We start from the raw sequence: 18,328 nt of genomic DNA, 5'->3' as shown, positions 1-18,328 counted from the left end.
AGGGTATGAATGTGCTTCGGTTAATTTTATCTTTTGTAACGATTGTATTTTGTCAATCAGTATTAGCACAAATGAATAGTGTTAATGTAGATTTTGAAGTCTCTTTTTATAAAAAGACTTGTGAAGTTGATGTTTCAGAAGCAGTGATTGATTACAAAAAAGTTTCTCCAATTGATATTGTTAAAAATGATTCAGGTGAAACCACAAAGTTAAATCGAGATATAACTTTGAAGCTAGCAAGATGTGCAAATGTTAGCGATTTATCTAAAAGCAAAATTTTTGTATCTGGACAGACAGAAATTTTTAATGGAAAACCTTTATTTAAAGAAAGTGGAACTTCAAAAGGTGTCGGTATTAAGTTATTAGTTGATGACATTGCAAAAACAGATGGTGATGTTCTTTTCCAACTTAATTCTAGTAATGCTATCGGTGATACCTTTACAGTGACGACCGCATTATCTTGCGGTGAATGTAACAATACGAGTCAAATAGCAAAAGGTAGTTTTAAAGCGTCAATGATATTCACCGTATTCACTGACTAGCTAATCTCTAGGGTATCTAATATGCGTAGAATCATATTTTCATTATTTTGTTTGGTTGGTACTTTAACTTTATTACCAGAGTTATCTTCTAATGCTTATGCTGGGCTACTCTTAGAACAAACAAGAATCATTTGGAATGGTGATTCAACGCAAGAATCCATTACCTTAAAAAACGATAGTGACAGTGTATATTTAGTGCAATCAGGGGTGTTTGATACGCCTATTGGACAGAAAGAATCAGGCGTATTTTTAGTTACGCCACCACTATATCGATTGAATCCAAATAGTCAGCAGGCAATGAAAATTTTGCCTGAAGAAAAATTAACTCAACTGCCTAAAGATAAAGAATCCTTATTTTATTTTAGTGTTATTGGTATACCCGGTGTTACACCTAACAATAATGAAGAACAAGTGGCAAGGTTATCGATAGGTACACGTTTAGTGATAAAGCTATTTTATCGCCCCAATGGATTAACGCAATCAAGTGAAGATGCGATTAAAGGGCTACAGTTTTATTTACATAAAAAGAATGTATGTATAGAAAATCCGTCACCATACCATATAACGTTAAGCTTTCTAAAAATAAATAATAAACAGTACCCGCAAATATCTGGAGTAATAATTCCACCCAGAAGCAGATACTTAGTAAACAATACTGATGAAGTAAATCACTCAAGCAAAATAGTATGGAAAGCAGTTAATGATTATGGTGGTGATAGTGAAGATAACACGGCTTCACTAATATTAGGCGAGAGGAAAACATGTCAATAGTTAAAAAAATCATTATTTTAATTGTTTCATTTGTTTATTATATGGGGTCTTCTTTCGCAAATATAGATATCACGGATGGTTTGTTATTTTCACCTGAACGTATAATTTATAAAGAATCGGAAAAAAAAGGTGTTTCAACCATGTTAGAGAATGCGAATAACGAGGCAATACTCGTCCAGTCTCAAATCATTGCTGCAAATGAAAAAACGTTGAAACCACTGATTAATAAAGAATCAGATATTTTTTTAATCACACCACCATTACATCGTTTAGATAGTGGTGTTCGCTATAGTTGGAAAATACAACGGGTTGCTGATGGTAATTTAGCAAAAGATAGAGAAAGTGTATTTTATGTTTCATTAAAAACTATTCCCGAAGTATCAGATAAGAACACCTCGGAGTTTATTATTACTCCGACACTCTATTTTAAAATGCTGTATCGACCTAAAGCAATTGAAGAATTACGGATTGACAAGGAAGTGGACAAAATGCGTTTTTCTATAAATAAAAATAAACTGATGATCAAAAACCCGTCAGCTCTTTCAATAACATTAACTTCATTAACTATTGGTTCATATAAAGTACCAATGAAATTAATCGATGACAGTTTTCCTCCGTTTAGTGAAAACCAAATTGAACTACCTCAATCTGTTTCTGGAGAGGTGACTTGGCAAGCTTTAAATGAATATGGATTAATAACAAAACTGAGCATTGGCGTATTGGATGAGAGTATATTATGAATAACAGAATATTTATCTTAAAACCTATCTCAATAGCGCTTATGTTTTGTCTGTTTGGTGGTGTCACAAATGCTGAACCTTATTTTGATCCTTCCCTTTTAAACCTGCCGGCAGGAACAGATAAAGATAGTATCGATTTATCTGTATTTGCACGTTCTGATACAGTAGCTCCTGGCCGTTATATGGTTACTATGAAAATAAATAAAGAAGAGATAGGCCAGAAGGAAATTTATTTCATACAAGATGAGGAAGGTAACATTGTGCCTGAATTTACGCCTGCGATGTTAGAAGAGTTCGGCGTAAATATTCAAGGTAATCCTGTATTGAAAGGAATGCCTGCGACTCACAAAATTACCTCTCTATCATCGGTAATAGAAAATGCACAAGTTCAATTCGATGTTTCAAAATTAACACTAAATTTAAATATCCCGCAAATCTCTATGAACCAGAAGGCTAGAGGTGCTGTACCGATAGAGCTTCTTGACCAAGGTTTACCTGGCTTGGTATTAAACTATCAAGTTAGTGGGAGCCGACAAGAATTTACGGGTGGAATTGGCGGTAAAACAAAAAATAACTCTATTTTTGCCAACATTACAGGCGGATTAAATCTTGGTGCGTGGCGTTTACGTTCCCAATATTTTTACATTGAAAATGAAAATAAATTTGATGGTCAGACCGCACGTAATCGTCAAAGCGATTTTAATAATACAACCGTTTCAAGGGATATTCAGCACTTAAATTCTGAAATTGTAATGGGTGAAACGAGCACACTCAATGATGTACTTGACAGTGTTCCAGTCAAAGGGGTTCGTTTATTATCCAATGAGCAGATGTTAGCACGAGGTGATAGGGGATTTGCGCCACAAATTAGAGGTGTTGCATCATCTAATTCCCGCATCACGATAAGCCAAAATGGTAATACCATATACCAAACGTACGTTGCACCAGGACCCTTTGTGATTAATGACCTTTATCCAACAGGTACAGCAGGGGACTTGGAGGTTTCAATTCATGAGGAAGATGGTTCTGTCCGAGTATTCACTCAAGCATTCTCATCATTGCCCGTAATGCAACGAGCTGGAACATTTAAATATGAAGTTACAGCAGGTCAATACAATGGTGGCATAACCGATGGTAATAAAAAAAGTAATTTCTTGATGGGGACACTCATATACGGATTACCAAAAGCGGTCACACTCTATACTGGTTTTTTAGGGGCTAATCATTACTGGACAGGTATTGTTGGTACAGGTTTCTCATTAGGCTCATTTGGTGCTATGTCAATCGATGCGACCCATGCCTATGCCACAATCAGAGATGAAAATAAGCAAGGCCAATCTTTCAGACTTCGTTACTCAAAGAACTTATCTGATTTTGGTACATCTATTGACTTGACCGCGTTGAGGTACTCAACAAAAGACTACTATAGTTTTCAGACTTTAACCATGCAGGTTATCGTTTGAAAGATAATGTTGCCCCGTGGTTGAACGGGCGTCAACGTAGTAGCTTTCAATCTTATATAAACCAATCTCTTGGTAAATGGGGTTCAATTTATTTTAGAGGTATGCGGAGTGATTATTGGGGACGTAAAGATACGATAACGACCTTAGGGGTTGGTTATAGCGGTTTCTATAAAGGTTTATCTTATGGTATCGATTACAGTATTAGCCGTACACAAGGCGATGGAAACTGGCCTGAAAACCGCCAAGTTAGCTTCAACGTTAGCGTACCATTTAGTCTGTTTTCACATAACAAAGATATTGAAAATATCTACAGTAGCTTCCAAATAAGTCACGATAATACAGGTAGAACCTATCAACAGTTGGGTATTAATGGCCAGTTATTAGACAATAAATTGACTTATCAGTTAAGTGAAAGTGGCGATAACCGTGACCAGAAATTATCCAGCTCTATCAATATTGGTTATCAAGGAAGTAAAGGTTATGCGGGTGTTGGTTACAGTTATGGCCGTGAAAACCAACTTACTTATGTGAATGGAAATGGTGCTGCCGTCATTCACCCTGGTGGGGTTACATTGGGTCAGTTCATTGGTAATTCTGCTGCTGTAGTGTATGCGCCAGATGCTGCGGGAACAAGTATCAATAATGGGATGGCCGTTATTGACTCTCGGGGTTACGCTATTGTGCCTAATATGATGGAATACAGCCAAAATATTATTAATCTAGATATTAATACATTACCAACAGATGTTGAAAGTAAAGAAACATCCGTTAATGTCTATCCAACAAAAGGCGCTTTAGTTCAAACTCAGTTTAATACCTTGAAAGGGTATCAGGCAATGCTCACCTTAACGGGTCCAAAAACTATTCCAATGGGGGCTGTAGCATCACTTCAACAATCAGAACAAGATAGTTCTAGTTTAATATCAGGAATTGTTGGTGAAAATGGTCGTGTATATATAAGCGGGTTACCTGAAAAAGGGACATTATCAGTAGTATGGGGAAGAGCAAACTCTGAGCAATGTCAAGTTCCATTTGATATGAGTCAATCAACTGAAAACACCTACTCGTCGCTGCGTAATTTAACTGTTACATGCCAATAACTAGTTTGAGTAATATGATGAAAAAAATTTTATTCGCAATTATTTTGACAAGTATAACAATGTCATCATTAGCCGCAAACGTTAAGGTGTTCAATGGGCGTGGCTTAGTTGGAGTGTTTGGGAATTACACTGCAAAAAACAAAATGGTAACATACGGTAACGTTGGAGAATCTTATTTCTATGTTACATTAACCAATACTTTCAATGATTCATATAACCGTTGCTATCAACCCGCTCTAATGCAAATTGATGGTATTTACGGAATACCAATTAGTAATGAACTAATGCTAGTGCCTGAGTTTATTTTTACAGATGAGCGAAGAAAGGGATTAGTTTATCCTCGGCCTGCCCCATTCGATATAGTAACAGGGCATTTCAATGGCTGGGGTTCAGGTACAAATCAATTTCCATGGTACCGGAATTGTATTTTTGAACCTTATCAAACAACGCCAGAAACTGTTATCGAACATGAGGTTTTCCTAACAGGTCGCTTGCTAGTATATGGAACTGGGAATCAAAAAAGTGGTACGTATTATTTAAAAGATAATATAGGCACCTCGATCAAAGACTGGCGTAATATTAATGAAGGGTCATGGGTAAAATTAGTAGATAAAGCGGATCCCATCAATGTCACTGTTTCTGGGCTAACATGCAGCTTGCAGACCCCGAATAAAATTAATTTTGGTATTCAAGATTCGAATGCAGCAGCAGGTACCCTATTAGCATCTGTTCAACGTCCGATAGCCATAAGTTGTAGTCAATTTAAGGATCAAGTTGATGCATATATTGGAATATCTGCTAACGTTAAACCCGAGTACTATTCAGGGAATAATTACGACGTTAATTTAATTAATTCAAGTAATCGAGCTGCTGCGTATGTAAAATTATTTGTGCACCACAACGGTTCTAAATTACCGATACGTTTAGACCAGACTATGGTCGAGCTTGGTCGTATTAAAGCAAATGAAAACAATATCAATATAACGAAAACGCTTGAATATGAGTTATATTCAAAGGGGGCAAGGATAACCGGTTTAGCACGTGGTTCCGTAGAACTTTCGGTTATTATGCGTTAAGTTTATCGTAAGATTGATTTTAAACTAGGCATTTTAAAATTAGCGATAGCTCACCAATAACCATGACAGTAGATTTAATACTGTGATTGACTCTAAAAAAGGGACTGAATATTGAGATAAAATCCTAATGGTAGTTTTTCATAATTTAACCATACGGGCTACCGTCTAAAAGATAATTTTGCATTGTGGTTAAGCGGATATCAATACAGTCGTTTTTTATCTTATATAAATCGAACATTTGGCAAATAAGATTTAATTTATTTTAAAAGATTATTTTGAATGTAAGGATACGATAACAACCTTAGGAGTTGGTTATAGCGGTTTCTATTTTTTAGGTAATATGATGAAAAAGATTTTATTCGCAATAGTTTTGACAAGTATAACGTTACCAACATTAGCTGCGGACGTTAAGGTATTTAATGGGCGAGGTTTAGTCGGGGTATTTGGTTATTATTGGAAAACTAACCGTATGACTACACATGCTAATGTTGGTGATGTATATCAGTATGTTACTTTAACTAATCATTTTAATGGATACTATAACCAATGCTATCAACGTATTATGATGGAAGTCGATGGCATATGGGGAATACCGATTAGTAATGACTTAATGCTAGTCCCTGAGTTTACTTATACGGATAAACGAACAAAAATGACTTATCCATTCCTACCCATAGATACTGTAACAGGGCACTTTAATGGCTGGGGTTCTGGTACCAACCAATATCCATATACCTCAGCATGTATTTTTGAACCTTACCAATCAACCCCCGAAATGAGTTTAACTCATAATGTAACAATCACGGGGCGTTTGCTTGTTTATGGAACTGGAAATCAAAAAAGTGGTACATACTTTTTAAAAGATAATATAGGAACTTCAATTAAAGACTGGCGTAATTTAAATGAAGGGGCATGGGTAGTATTAGTTTCTAAAACTGAGCCAATAAATATCACGGTTTCTGGACTAACATGTAATTTACAGACTGCGAATAAAATTAATTTTGGTATTCAAGACTCAGCTGCGGCTGAAGGTACTTTATTAGCTTCTGTTCAACGTCCTATGACGATAAATTGTAGCCAATTTAAAGATCAAGTTGATGCCTATATCGGAATTTCAGCTAACGTTAAACCAGAGTTTTATTCTGGTAATGCTTTTGATGTTAATTTAAACAACGCAAGTCGTAGAGCTGCCGCATATGTGAAATTATTTGTACACCATAACGGTTCTAAATTACCGATACGTTTAGATCAGACGATGGTCGAGCTTGGACGTATTAACGCAAATGAAAACAATATCAATATGACGAAAACGCTTGAATATGAGTTATATTCAAAGGGGGCAGGGATAACCGGCGTAGCACGTGGTTCCGTGGAACTTTCCGTTATTATGCGTTAAGCGGTATCACTACAGGCAGTGAAGGATTACGCAAGCGAATATGTGGAACAAATCATACTGGCTGTAGTGGACGTAAATAACAATGTCGCGGGTGAAGAGTGGCTCACGTTCGTTAGGCTTCACACTCCATTGTGATAACTAGCCCGATAAATTTTATTTTTACTTAACGTTGATGGTATTAATTATAAAGTTGTTGTGAGTGATAGTAAAAGTATTCCAAGTGTCTCTACGAGCAATGGCCAAACTAATTACAATCATGCCGAGCAGAAATTGTTTAGTGATATAAATGATAATTACAAAGGTAAAAACGCCGAAATTGCGATTGCGGTAGAGAATACATCCCAAAAGGTGCCCGGTATGTGTGATGGTTGCCAGCAAACTAGCTTATCGAGTGTTTTTGTTGAGCCTGAATTTCGAGGGTTAGGTATAGCTGAAAAACTATTACAGTCAGTGAAAAATTATGCGATTAAGCATGTTGAACAAATCATGCTGAGCGTAGTAGATGGAAATGTCGCCGCTATCAAGCTCTATGAAAAACAGGGTTTCAAAATCTACGGTGTGGAACCTCGTGCACTGAAAGAGGGCACGGAATATCGGGATGAAATTCTGATGGCGTTAATTCTTCGCTAAACCGTTCAATATCATCCTGAGTTTATTGAATAAGGGTAAAAGCACCGGCGCAATCCTTAAGTGCAATAATTTCTGGAACAGTTGTAACGGATAGTCTTGATGATGAAATAGAAGAGCTTACGAAATGGGCAATTCGTTAAATAATGAAGAACGTCTTTATGTGACGTTGTCACTTATTTTTGTTGATAACGCTATAGACTACGATTATATAGCTTACATGGTTAAAAATTATGATATTAAATACATTGAAGATGTGTTGTTTAATTATGTGGCTCCAGCTTGCTACTTCAATGTTATATCGCCAGTTCCGCCTGTTTGTTATTTTTTTGATGAAGAGCAATTGCTTACAGAGATAGTAAAAATAAAAAGCATAAAAAACAAATTCTTAGGAAGGCTAAAAATGTCTTTTTTTATCTATTATCTTAAGATGGTGTTTAAAAATGAATGGATTCAGTTGAAATCACGTTTATAAAAATAATATTTTTAATAAATAGTTAATAGAATCACTGGATCACTACAGGTAATGATTCTGATATCAAAGGAGAATAGGGTAGTAGCATTTTATCAAGGCATAATAGTTGCTCTTTCGTTAAACTCCGGTAATTGGGATTGTGCTTCATATCACCTGGCTGTACTTTGCTAAAATTCTGAGCGATTACTTTATGTAGCATCCGTTTCAATCGCGTGGCGTCCAGATGTCATACCTGTCAATCTATTGAAAGCACTGATTCCTATTTATTAAAAGAATTTAGACATTGTTCGTAGGTGCTCAGCATTATTTTTACATGATTCAAAAGATACATTTTGAATTGAAACTATGCTTTTAGTACTTTAAACAAGGATGGAAGAGTTGGTTTGCTCATCGATTTAGGTCAGTATTTGTTTCTTATCCATGCTGTACTACGTATCTCATTAAAATGCACAAATTGGCGAGAAGTGAAGTGATTAAATTTTTAACACGTATCTGAATCAACAGGGGTTAGAAGCGCTAATTCATTGAAAGGGATTCATCTTATGAAGCTATTGGTCATTATATCCTATTTAACATAATATGCATTATGCGAACCTAAGCAATAATCAGCTTCCCAAACATGCTCTCACGATTATTCTATTCGGGAACATTATCATGATTTTGGTCCAACCTTAGCTTGTGAGAAGCTGGCTGAACAACATGATGTTTATTTATCCAAAGAAACTGTTCGAACACTCATGATTAAAGCCGGTTTATAGGTTCCTCGTAAACAACGATCCCCTAAAATTCAGCAACCTCGTTACCGTAGAGCTTGTACTGGAGAGCTTATCCAAATTGATGGTTGTGACCACCCTTGGTTTGAAGATCGCGCGCCAGCTTGTACGGCTTTAGTTTATGTTGATGATGCAATAAGTGCTTTGATGCAATTAAGGTTTGTTAAATCTGAATCCACCTTTAGTTATTTTGAAAAGCGCTAGAAAAAAAATCCCACGCTCTATCGACCAAAATGACATGTTAGAAGCCCTCGTTAAACTTCAAGGGCGTTCAAAGGAGATTTTTGGTAAGAACTAGAATTTAACAATATTTGCTTCTGTTATTTGCGGTTCAATTATTTCATCTGGTCGGGCTAGTTTTTTGTCAATAAGTTTATTTTTTAACGCCTGAACATCTGATGTATAGATGACATGGGCAAGGCTTAACTTTGCTCTTGTAGAGGTTACGTAGAATAGCCTAGCAGTGCGCTCTAGCCCTTTTAATTTTTGTTCTTCAGTATTTTGTTTCTTTGAGCTAGAGGTGGATAAACCTTTGACCCCAAAATATTTTTCATAAGAAAACATAAATCCTCCGGCTTCATTATCATCCATAATAACCATAACATGATCAAATTCATTTCCCTTTACCCCTTGGTGGGTTCGGTATTTTGATTCATCGGAAATATACTTTTTATAACCCCTGATTTGAAAAAAACGTGTTTTTAGTGCGTCATCCCATACCTCAAACTCATTAGTATCGGCAGATGAGCTGTTATTTTCTGATGTCATGCTAATATCTTGATCTTCATTCAATGTCAAAAATGATTGCAATTTAGATGGAATTTTCATCAAGTTGTATCGAGCTAGAATATCTAGGACATTTTGAAAGCTAACATCATTATTTGTAATGGTTGCCTTGAATTCATATTCAGCTGTGCGAGCGGAAAGTAACGGGTCGTCTTTGTTTGCCTCAAAGATCTTTGGCTCTAAAAGAGGTGAATTATATTTCCGAAGTATTGACATCAACTCTGCACGTTTGTTATTAATACTAGCGTCTGCAAGTGGCAGAATAATATTTGCGAAAAAATTCAATTCAGTATTGCTGCCATCACTCATACTATCTTTTAGGTTGCTTACTTGTTCTAATTTTTCCCATAACAGATGAAACCCGAGGCGCCTAGCAGCCATTTTGTGCTCTAAGAGTAAAACAGCAGTATTTTTTCCTTCAATATCATTCCAGTCTTGATCTCCTGTCAGATTTGCCATTTCTCTACGAATATTTGTTTCTGTTTCAGCTTTATTTTCTACATTTTGAGGCAGTAAATAATACCTGATATATCCTTCTGGTGTTCCTTCTCTTGCGTATTGTTTACGATTATCAACATTGCTTCTGATTTGATTACCCAATCCTACAATTCGACGTGCAGAGCGGTGATTCATTTCTTTATTAATCACTTCCCAACCAGGTACTGGCGGTGATTTTAGACCTAGTTCCTCATCCCCAGCACCGAAGATACGCTGCATAGTATCACCAAAAAGACCTATGACTATTTGGTCTTGTTTGCTTTGCTGTAAATTAAAAAATGAATTAATAACAGTTTTGTCTGTATCCTGACTTTCATCAATAAATATGAAAGGATATTTGCTTGCAATTAATTCTTTCATCATTGGTTTCTTTGTAAGAAAATCAGAAAAAATGTTCAGGACATCCGTATGTGATAAGGCATTTTTAGTGGAGTTGATACCATTAGGGTCATATACAAACTTCTGAGGTTCACTTAACCATTCTAACTTAGTATTTAAGCGAATAAGTGTTTTTTTCCTGGTATCGGAAGCTTTACCTGAACGTCCTTTACGTTCTAATTCTTCAATTCTTGCAATTTCTTTAGGAATGGTATTTAAATACCAGAGCCGAATATCTTCGTTAAATCCTTTAATCGAGGTCCAACAAAAACTATGAATTGTTGAAATAGCAAACATAGGGTGTTTATCAATTCTATTAGATATTTCATCCGCAGCATTATTCGTATAAGTAATAATGGCAACTTGTTTTCCTTTGCGAGAAAAATCAATCGAATGTTCATCTTTGAGGTAAATCAATGCTTGTTTTAAAGAATACGTTTTACCTGAACCGGCTCCTGCAAAAGTAATAAAACTATGTTTTGACTTAGAATGTATGCATTTTTTAATGATATCATCGACACTATCATCATGATTTGCCGAACGTGTCTCTGCAAGAAAAAAGTCTATTGACATAAGCTATTTTCCCTTCTTTGGTGTTAATTCTTTCTTTAGCCAATCAAGTCCATCGCTTATGTATTTAGGAGGAAAAAAACTCTCTTTTTCTTTATCCAGAGGTTCTTTATGGTCTTCAATTTCAGAAAGATAAAATAGACAGTCAAAAGCGAAGTCCCCTTTTTTTAGCTCTTGTACGTAGTTGAAAAGTGATTCACATAATGCATCTACATCTTGATTTAGTGCGAATTCATTTCTTGCACTTGTTATTTTTTCAATTTTATTAAAAAAGCTATTCTTAATATTAGCCAGAATCAAAGCATCTTCAAAAGTTCTTGATAGTATCTTTTTTCCCTCAAGCTCCGTTGCTTTTTGATATGCTATGTAAACATCTGAATTTTGGGAAGTAATGACATGTTTTTTGCTTGATAGTTTTATAAGTTCATCTAAACTCTCTTTTTGAGGGTGCCATTTTTTAAGTGTTGTATTACTTGTTTTTTGTGATGATTTTATTTTTGGATAACATTTTTTGTTTTCTTTATTGACCGAGTCAATGTCTGTAATAATTAAGGCTTTCATTCCAAGGTGTTCAATTAAATCTTTATACTTATGTGTATGTGCACCACTAACTTCAATAACTGAGAGATATCGACTTGTTAGCTCAGGAAAATATTCTGCAATAAACTGAGGGATTAAAATACGTTCAGCTTGCCCTTCAACAAAAATAACGCCATCAGCAAAAAAGATATCACAGTGAGTTAGTTTTAGATGTTTTCTTACAAATTTTAGTTCTTCTTTTGGGGATGCAAATAACTCAGACATATTTGCAATTATCGTATGATTCATCGGTAACAGTGAAGTTGCACTCATTCGTTTAAAATATCGTAACTCTTTGAAATCAACGTCATTAATAATATGGCTAGAATGTGTGCTAATGACTAATTGTGTATAGTATTCTGGATTATCCTTCTTATCTTTATTTCTTAATTCAGGGTGATTTCGTAATACATTATACGCATTTGAAACAAAAACCCGTTGAACTTGAGCATGTAAATTAACTTCCGGCTCTTCAATCAAGACTAAGTGGATTGGCTCAATTTGTGCTAACTCTGACTTCGTTTCTGATGAATTTTGGGCAATTGCCGATTTCCCAACGCGCATCCATTTATCACGAAATTCAAGAAGTCTAAAAGTCAGATAGATTAGATTCTGATATCCAAGCCCTAAATAATGTTCTGGGATATATTCAACATCTTTATCATCGAAGTGATAACGTATAGATGATGCTCTTTGTAGCGCATCTATACCGCTAATTTTTGCAGCTATTTGAACGCTAGGGTTACCACCAATAGCAGTATAGCCCATTGTTTTTAATTCGTTCATAGGTTCTGTAAATTGGGAGTTCAATCTATTTGAAAAATCTTCTTCTAGTTTTTGATGTTGCCTCAGTACAGTGATATCCTTTGGATCGGGAAATGTTTCAGGGTTTAAAATGCTATCATAATAATTACGCAATAATTTATTGAGGCTATGCTTTTCTGTGTATGGTCCTTTGTTTATATCATTGTCATCTTGCCCCAGCCCACGCTGTTCAGAAATAACATCTACTCGGATTAATGTTTCCAAAACTGTTGATGATAGTGGCTGTAAAAAGTCATCACTCAGGATATAATATTTTTTCTCAATATAACGTTCAAAATTATTACCTTTTTCTAGAAAATCACAGAGATCCTTAGGCCAAAGCGAAGTTTTACTGTGTCCTGAAACCAATTTTCTTGCTTCGCTGAATTCTTGACACAATTCCGTGATATTCTTAGGTTCATACTTTATACGGATAAAAAGAGAACCACCTTTCCATTCCAGATCCGGTAGAATATCTCTAACTTTATAGGTTTCTTTTACATCGGCATTAATTTCAATATCCAGTAATGGGAGGAAATGTGTCAAATTTGTTAAAAACTTATTTTCTTCATCATTATTAGATGGGAAATCTTCCTCAATTAACTGACCTAACCTTCTAATTTCTTTCCAATTACATTTAGGTACGTCTTTGATGTGCATGTTGCCACGTCGACTCAAAAAAGTGTATAGAGCCTTAATACAAGATGTTTTTCCACTATTATTTGCACCGACTAGAATTGTAGTTTTGTCATCAAGAGTTAGTGTAATGTCCGATAACCGGCGATAATTTTTTAATTTAAAAGAAGAAATTTTCATATAGCGCCTTGTATTAATAGCATTGCACATCAATCAATATATGTTTACATATTCTTATGCTTTGGTTATGAAAACTCAATAAATATTATTAAGTTATGTGAGCTGACTTCATTATCTTTAGCTAGGGCGCTAACAATCTTCCCATCAAATTTATTTAAATCAATCTTTAATACGCTAATATCGAATGGCCCACTTGTATGCAAACCTTCCTGTGCGCTATACCGCACATTAAATTCAAGGCCTTTGGCTTGTAATTTATCCGCCTTGTCTTTAGCTTCATTTTGGTTATTAAAACCCTTAATTCTAATTATGGGGCCAATGAAATTGCCTAGTGGCGCTGTTTCAGGGGCGAAATTGACTTCAAAGGGAATATTTAAATTTTTAAGTTCGTCTATATATTTTTGTTTTGTCTGAGAATTTATTACACCAGTGAAAAGAATATACCCATCCTTCCCTACTGTTCCTCTTTTTATTTCATACAGAGTGGCTCCTTCACTCAAATCTTTTTTAATTACGGACTGGCTCAATTTTGGCTCTCCGATATTTAGATCAGGAACAATCCAATCAGAGGCATAGCTTAATAAGGGGGCCGCCGTAAGTAATGCCAGTAATATTATTCTTCGCATTAGAATTTCCTCAGGTGTCAAAGTACCGAGGATACATAATTCGTGATGAATAATATGTAACATGCATCATAATTTAACTATTTGGTGGAATATATAGATAAAATTGGAGAAACAAGTTAAAACAGCTGAGTATTGTCCAGTTTGACCTTGCGTTACAAAGTTATTTCTCTCTCTATAAAATATAATAACACTTTTGAATTCGCATGCTGTGGTTTGATGTAAGCGTAAGGCCCTTCTCTGCCGTTAGCATCACGGAATAACTTCATCTCCCTCAATGCCAAGTTCGGATTGAGGCATTCTATTCATAACTATTCATCTGTTTGGATAGATAGCCGTTATTATTGCACCAGTAATAATATTGGTAATTAATAATTTGAAAGGCAGTTTTATTGAATTTATTACAAGATTTTGGCCGATCCGCTGGCATTTCCAAGATACCGTTAGGATTATCACTCACGGTTTGAATCACATTGACCCGATTTTATTCTTTATCCGACATAGCCACCAATATTTTAATGCCCCTTATTTCAGCAAAAGATTGACTTCTTTATGCTGAAAAATGACGTTTTTATTAACTTACACAGCTTCAGAACAGCAAATTGTGAAGATTGTAGCTGCCAAGTTTGGGGCCTCACAGCGTCATCCCTCTACTCTTTATTGTGTAATAACAATAAGTTTTTTGTAGATCATTACTGCAAGCGCGTTAGAATAACTGAACACTAAGCAATAATAAGAGACAGGGGTAAGCATGATCATTTTAGTTACAGGAGCATCATCAGGTTTTGGCGAAGCAATTGCTCGTCGTTTCATTCAGCATGGAGCAACCGTTATTGGTACCGGTCGACGAACTGAACGTTTAGTCGCATTACAAAAAGAGTTAGGCGATAAATTTCACCCTATTACGCTTGATATTCGTGATAGAGAAGCTATTCAATCAGCAATTGCAGGCTTGCCAGCATCACTAAAAAACATTGATGTATTAGTTAATAACGCGGGCTTAGCGTTGGGTATCGAACCCGCCTTCAATGCTAATCCAGAAGATTGGGCCACCATGATTGATACTAATACTAAAGGGTTGGTTAACATGACTTATGAAGTACTGCAAACGATGGTGGCCAATAATCATGGACATATTATTAACATTGGCTCAACCGCTGCAAATTGGCCGTATAAAGGTGGTAACGTTTATGGTGCAACCAAAGCTTTTGTTAGGCAGTTTTCACTAGGTTTGCGTGCAGATCTTCAAGGTAAAAAAGTACGTGTCACTGACATTGAACCTGGCTTGGTTGGCGGAACTGAGTTTTCTAATGTTCGACTCAATGGCGATGATGCTAAAGCTGCTAATATATATAAAGGCGCCGATGCACTTACCCCTGAAGATATCGCTGAAACAGTTTATTGGGTCTCTACCTTGCCTGCTCGCATGAATGTGAATACACTTGAATTAATGCCTGTGTGCCAAACATTTGCAGGTTTAACCGTTCATAAAGAAGAGTGATTTTTCGTACTTTTCTAAAGGGATTTGCCTCATATTTGTGGTTAAATAGCGAAATGGAACTCATTTAGTAAGGATTTAATGATGAACTCATCTCTCAAAGTTGTTAAGCAAGGCTTGTCAGCATTATTGCTGTGTCTTCCTTTGTTAGGGCTTTCTTCAGCGCATGCTGCGAATGTCAACTGCACTGCGGGAAGTACTTGTGTAACGTCAGGAAATGTTGATAGTGTTCTGACGAAAGAGCAAGCTCGCCAAGAAAAAGAACAGTGGGATCAAACACGTCAGTTACGTACAAAAGTGAATGCGCGCACTGAAAAAGAGTTCGATAAGGTTGATGCCGCGTTTGATGCGAAAGATGCATGCGAAAAAAGTCTTAATTTAAATGCTTATTGGGAACCTAATACACAACGTTGTCTTGATGTAAATACTGGACGCCCATTAGCTCGCCCATAACTCATTAACCTAATTAAGGAGTTATTATGAAAACGAGACTTATACTTCCAGCACTGTGTATCCTGTTTGCCCCTGTATTAGCACAGGCATCATGTGAAAGTGTGATTGAAGAAATTAAGCAAAAGATTATCAATAATGGTGTACCTGCTGATAATTTTAGCTTAGTGGCTGTTCCAAATGACGAAGTCGATCAAACACAAGGACAGGTTGTTGGCCACTGTCAGAATGAGACGTATAAAATCATTTATACTCGTCACCAATAAATAGCTAGGGCGCTTTGAGCGCCCTTTTCAATTTTATCTAAGCATATTCACACATAAATTCTTTAAGCTTATCTTTATCTAAATATTGACAGAGTTCTTTCTCTTCTGGCCGCAATAAATAGGGGATCTCACCGAGTAATGGTGCTTTTAAGTGCTTTTGTAATCGACTAATAATCTGAGCGTAATGGGCAAGGCCTGGATTAATTCGGTTCGCTATCCAGCCGACAAGTGGTAAACCATCGGCTCGTATTGCCTCTGCTGTAAGCAATGTGTGATTAACACAACCGTGTTGAATTCCGACAACAAGTATTACACCAACCTTTTGGCCTTTTAACCAATCAGTGTAAAACGTATTGTCATCTAATAAATAACGCCAGCCACCATTACCTTCGATAACAACGGTATCGCATTGACTATTTAGGTTTTCTAAGCCTAGTTTAATTTTACTGAAATCAATACGGTTTTCGTGATTGTAATTATCTTTAATTTTTATTGGATTGATATCATCATATGATACAACCTCTTGTGATATTCCATGAATGAGTAAAGCATCCTTATTTCTCATACCTTCTGGAGTATCAATACATTGATCAGCAATGGGCTTGTAGCCTACCGCTTTAATTCCTTGGCTATTAAGCGCCTGCAATATGGCCAATGTGGATACTGTCTTCCCGACATCTGTATCTGTCCCGGTAATAAATAGATTCATCATAGTTATTTTCTATCCTGAAGTGACAGACGACTGCATAATTGCAGTGAAAAATGATATGGAATCAGTTTATGGGAATGGGCAAGTCTTAAGTTTGCGTTAGCTCAATTTTCTAGTTAATAGCAAAAACTTTATCAACTTTTGTTAACCTTGTAGTAACTGGATCAATAAAGAGCCATCGTATAAAGCCTGTTGAATTAAAGCAGTTTCACTCTCTTTTTTAGTAATTTCAGATTTTTCAATATGCAATTCTTGATAGTAGATATGAATGCACTGGGAGCGACAGTATTGATATAAAAGTGGATAAAATAGCGAAGAGACACGATTTAATGGCGAATTGATCAAAATTAACTCAATGCCAAAAATATTAATTAATTGATAGAGCTGCCCTGCGAGTATTTGAGCAATATTATCTAATATGTGCAGGCAAAGAGGATCTTCAGTTTCAATACCTAAACAGAAATTATCGAAATTAATTTCTTCATTTAAAAGCGAGGTTTCTGGGTATAAATGAAATAATTTAGGAATACGCTTTAAGATCGCTGGAATCGAAATCGATCTTTCTAAGCAGCCAATCCCGCCACAATAACAACTCTCGTGGCTGTTCTGAATCTGTCCATGACCGAAATAAATGGTACGTCTGGTATGGCTATCTAGCGCAATACCATTATTGATAATGGCGGCACTAACCACATCATCGATTTGTAAATAAATAATATTTTTAGCCGTTCTTTTAGCATGAAAAGAAAAATAATCGGTTAAGGCTAACGTATTAACATAAGGTTGAATATAGGTTGGTAAACCGGTTTGTTCTGTTAAGTGATGGCCAAGTGATAAATGATCAATATCATAGTCCGGTAATTTATAAATCACACCGGAAAAAGGCTCAATTAAACCATCTAAAATAATGCTAATTGCAGTGACACGCTCAAGGTGTTGTGAGTAAGTGGCAAAAAAATGGCTAATTAAAGATGAGAGAGTATTTGAGAATTCATCATTACCTTTTACGTGAAAAGGATAGCTTTGTTCTACGATGGTTTGGGTATTGATCTCTTTTAGGGCTAAGCTGATAGAACCATTTTCAATTCGGATAGATAAAAATTGCCACCCTTCACTTTCTATTACTAAGCCAATGGCTGGTCGACCACGTAAGCCAAGAACGGGGAATTCAATTTCTTTCACTAAGTGAGCATCGATCAATTCACGGGTGATTTTTGTAATACTCGCTGGAGCGAGTAGTGATTGTTTGGACAACGCAATACGCGAGATTGGCCCGTGTTGATCAATCACTCGGTAAACAATCCCTGTATTTAGTTGCTTAATCTGATCGATATGACCGGTTTGATTTTCCATTATGAAATATTAAATCCCATGCTAAAGCAGCCAGC

The 18,328-nt window shown here is 36.0% G+C and carries 17 protein-coding genes and 1 pseudogene; 13 read left to right on the top strand and 5 right to left on the bottom strand.

Features of this window, described 5'->3' with window-relative positions; genetic code table 11:
• Positions 1–5: 5 nt before the first annotated feature.
• The 10 genes and pseudogenes from O7C57_RS10590 to O7C57_RS10545 form a co-directional block, all read left to right on the top strand.
• Positions 6–542, top strand: a complete 537-nt coding sequence (locus tag O7C57_RS10590; protein WP_269723111.1) for a fimbrial protein — start codon at positions 6–8, stop codon at positions 540–542.
• Positions 543–563: 21 nt separating this feature from the next.
• Positions 564–1,313 (top strand): fimbrial biogenesis chaperone, encoded by a 750-nt coding sequence (locus tag O7C57_RS10585; protein ID WP_269723110.1) that lies wholly within the window; start codon positions 564–566, stop codon positions 1,311–1,313.
• The gene (locus O7C57_RS10580) at positions 1,304–2,053 is read left to right on the top strand and encodes a fimbrial biogenesis chaperone (protein ID WP_154622724.1); all 750 of its coding nucleotides are present in this window, start codon (positions 1,304–1,306) and stop codon (positions 2,051–2,053) included. Before O7C57_RS10585 ends, O7C57_RS10580 begins: the two co-directional genes overlap by 10 nt.
• Positions 2,050–3,516, top strand: coding sequence for a fimbria/pilus outer membrane usher protein (locus O7C57_RS10575; RefSeq protein WP_269723109.1), 1,467 nt, complete (start codon positions 2,050–2,052; stop codon positions 3,514–3,516). The genes O7C57_RS10580 and O7C57_RS10575 overlap by 4 nt, the downstream gene beginning before the upstream one ends.
• Positions 3,513–4,616: a fimbria/pilus outer membrane usher protein gene (locus tag O7C57_RS10570; protein ID WP_269723108.1), complete on the top strand. Its 1,104-nt coding sequence runs from the start codon at positions 3,513–3,515 to the stop codon at positions 4,614–4,616. Before O7C57_RS10575 ends, O7C57_RS10570 begins: the two co-directional genes overlap by 4 nt.
• Positions 4,617–4,630: 14 nt before the next feature.
• Positions 4,631–5,692: a hypothetical protein gene (locus tag O7C57_RS10565; RefSeq protein WP_269723107.1), complete on the top strand. Its 1,062-nt coding sequence runs from the start codon at positions 4,631–4,633 to the stop codon at positions 5,690–5,692.
• Positions 5,693–6,035: 343 nt separating this feature from the next.
• A complete protein-coding gene (locus O7C57_RS10560) occupies positions 6,036–7,088 on the top strand; it encodes a hypothetical protein (protein WP_269723106.1) in 1,053 nt (350 codons plus the stop codon).
• 195 nt (positions 7,089–7,283) lie between these two features.
• A complete protein-coding gene (locus O7C57_RS10555; protein WP_269723105.1) occupies positions 7,284–7,718 on the top strand; it encodes a GNAT family N-acetyltransferase in 435 nt (144 codons plus the stop codon).
• Positions 7,719–7,842: 124 nt separating this feature from the next.
• The gene (locus O7C57_RS10550) at positions 7,843–8,190 is read left to right on the top strand and encodes a DUF7079 family protein (RefSeq protein ID WP_269723104.1); all 348 of its coding nucleotides are present in this window, start codon (positions 7,843–7,845) and stop codon (positions 8,188–8,190) included.
• 638 nt (positions 8,191–8,828) lie between these two features.
• Positions 8,829–9,158 (top strand): annotated as a pseudogene (locus O7C57_RS10545) (ISNCY family transposase); the annotation flags it as partial.
• Between the two features lie 99 nt (positions 9,159–9,257).
• On the opposite strand, the gene O7C57_RS10540 reads toward O7C57_RS10545, so the two are convergent.
• The 3 genes from O7C57_RS10540 to O7C57_RS10530 form a co-directional block, all read right to left on the bottom strand.
• Positions 9,258–11,198, bottom strand: coding sequence for a UvrD-helicase domain-containing protein (locus O7C57_RS10540; protein WP_269723103.1), 1,941 nt, complete (start codon positions 11,196–11,198; stop codon positions 9,258–9,260).
• A gap of 3 nt (positions 11,199–11,201) precedes the next feature.
• Positions 11,202–13,394, bottom strand: a complete 2,193-nt coding sequence (locus tag O7C57_RS10535; RefSeq protein WP_269723102.1) for an ATP-dependent nuclease — start codon at positions 13,392–13,394, stop codon at positions 11,202–11,204.
• A gap of 65 nt (positions 13,395–13,459) precedes the next feature.
• Complete coding sequence (locus O7C57_RS10530; protein ID WP_269723101.1) at positions 13,460–14,020, bottom strand: hypothetical protein; 561 nt, start codon at positions 14,018–14,020, stop codon at positions 13,460–13,462.
• Between the two features lie 748 nt (positions 14,021–14,768).
• Here O7C57_RS10530 and ydfG point away from each other — a divergent pair.
• From ydfG to O7C57_RS10515, 3 genes are all read left to right on the top strand, one after another.
• Positions 14,769–15,518, top strand: coding sequence for a bifunctional NADP-dependent 3-hydroxy acid dehydrogenase/3-hydroxypropionate dehydrogenase YdfG (gene ydfG, locus O7C57_RS10525; protein WP_154635672.1), 750 nt, complete (start codon positions 14,769–14,771; stop codon positions 15,516–15,518).
• Positions 15,519–15,599: 81 nt separating this feature from the next.
• A complete protein-coding gene (locus tag O7C57_RS10520) occupies positions 15,600–15,968 on the top strand; it encodes a DUF1283 family protein (RefSeq protein WP_154635671.1) in 369 nt (122 codons plus the stop codon).
• A gap of 26 nt (positions 15,969–15,994) precedes the next feature.
• The gene (locus O7C57_RS10515; protein WP_154635670.1) at positions 15,995–16,231 is read left to right on the top strand and encodes a DUF1161 domain-containing protein; all 237 of its coding nucleotides are present in this window, start codon (positions 15,995–15,997) and stop codon (positions 16,229–16,231) included.
• Between the two features lie 37 nt (positions 16,232–16,268).
• Here the strand turns inward: O7C57_RS10515 and bioD are convergent, their stop codons facing one another.
• Positions 16,269–16,943: a dethiobiotin synthase gene (gene bioD, locus O7C57_RS10510; protein WP_154635669.1), complete on the bottom strand. Its 675-nt coding sequence runs from the start codon at positions 16,941–16,943 to the stop codon at positions 16,269–16,271.
• A gap of 141 nt (positions 16,944–17,084) precedes the next feature.
• Entirely contained in the window at positions 17,085–18,293 is a 1,209-nt protein-coding gene (locus O7C57_RS10505; RefSeq protein ID WP_154635668.1) for an ROK family protein, read from the bottom strand.
• Between the last annotated feature and the right edge of the window lie 35 nt (positions 18,294–18,328).

The sequence above is a fragment of the Providencia sp. 21OH12SH02B-Prov genome (genome assembly GCF_027362595.1).
Lineage (GTDB): Bacteria > Pseudomonadota > Gammaproteobacteria > Enterobacterales > Enterobacteriaceae > Providencia > Providencia zhejiangensis.
The sequence above is the reverse complement of the archived record's forward strand: the minus strand, read 5'-3'. Positions and strand labels throughout refer to the sequence as shown.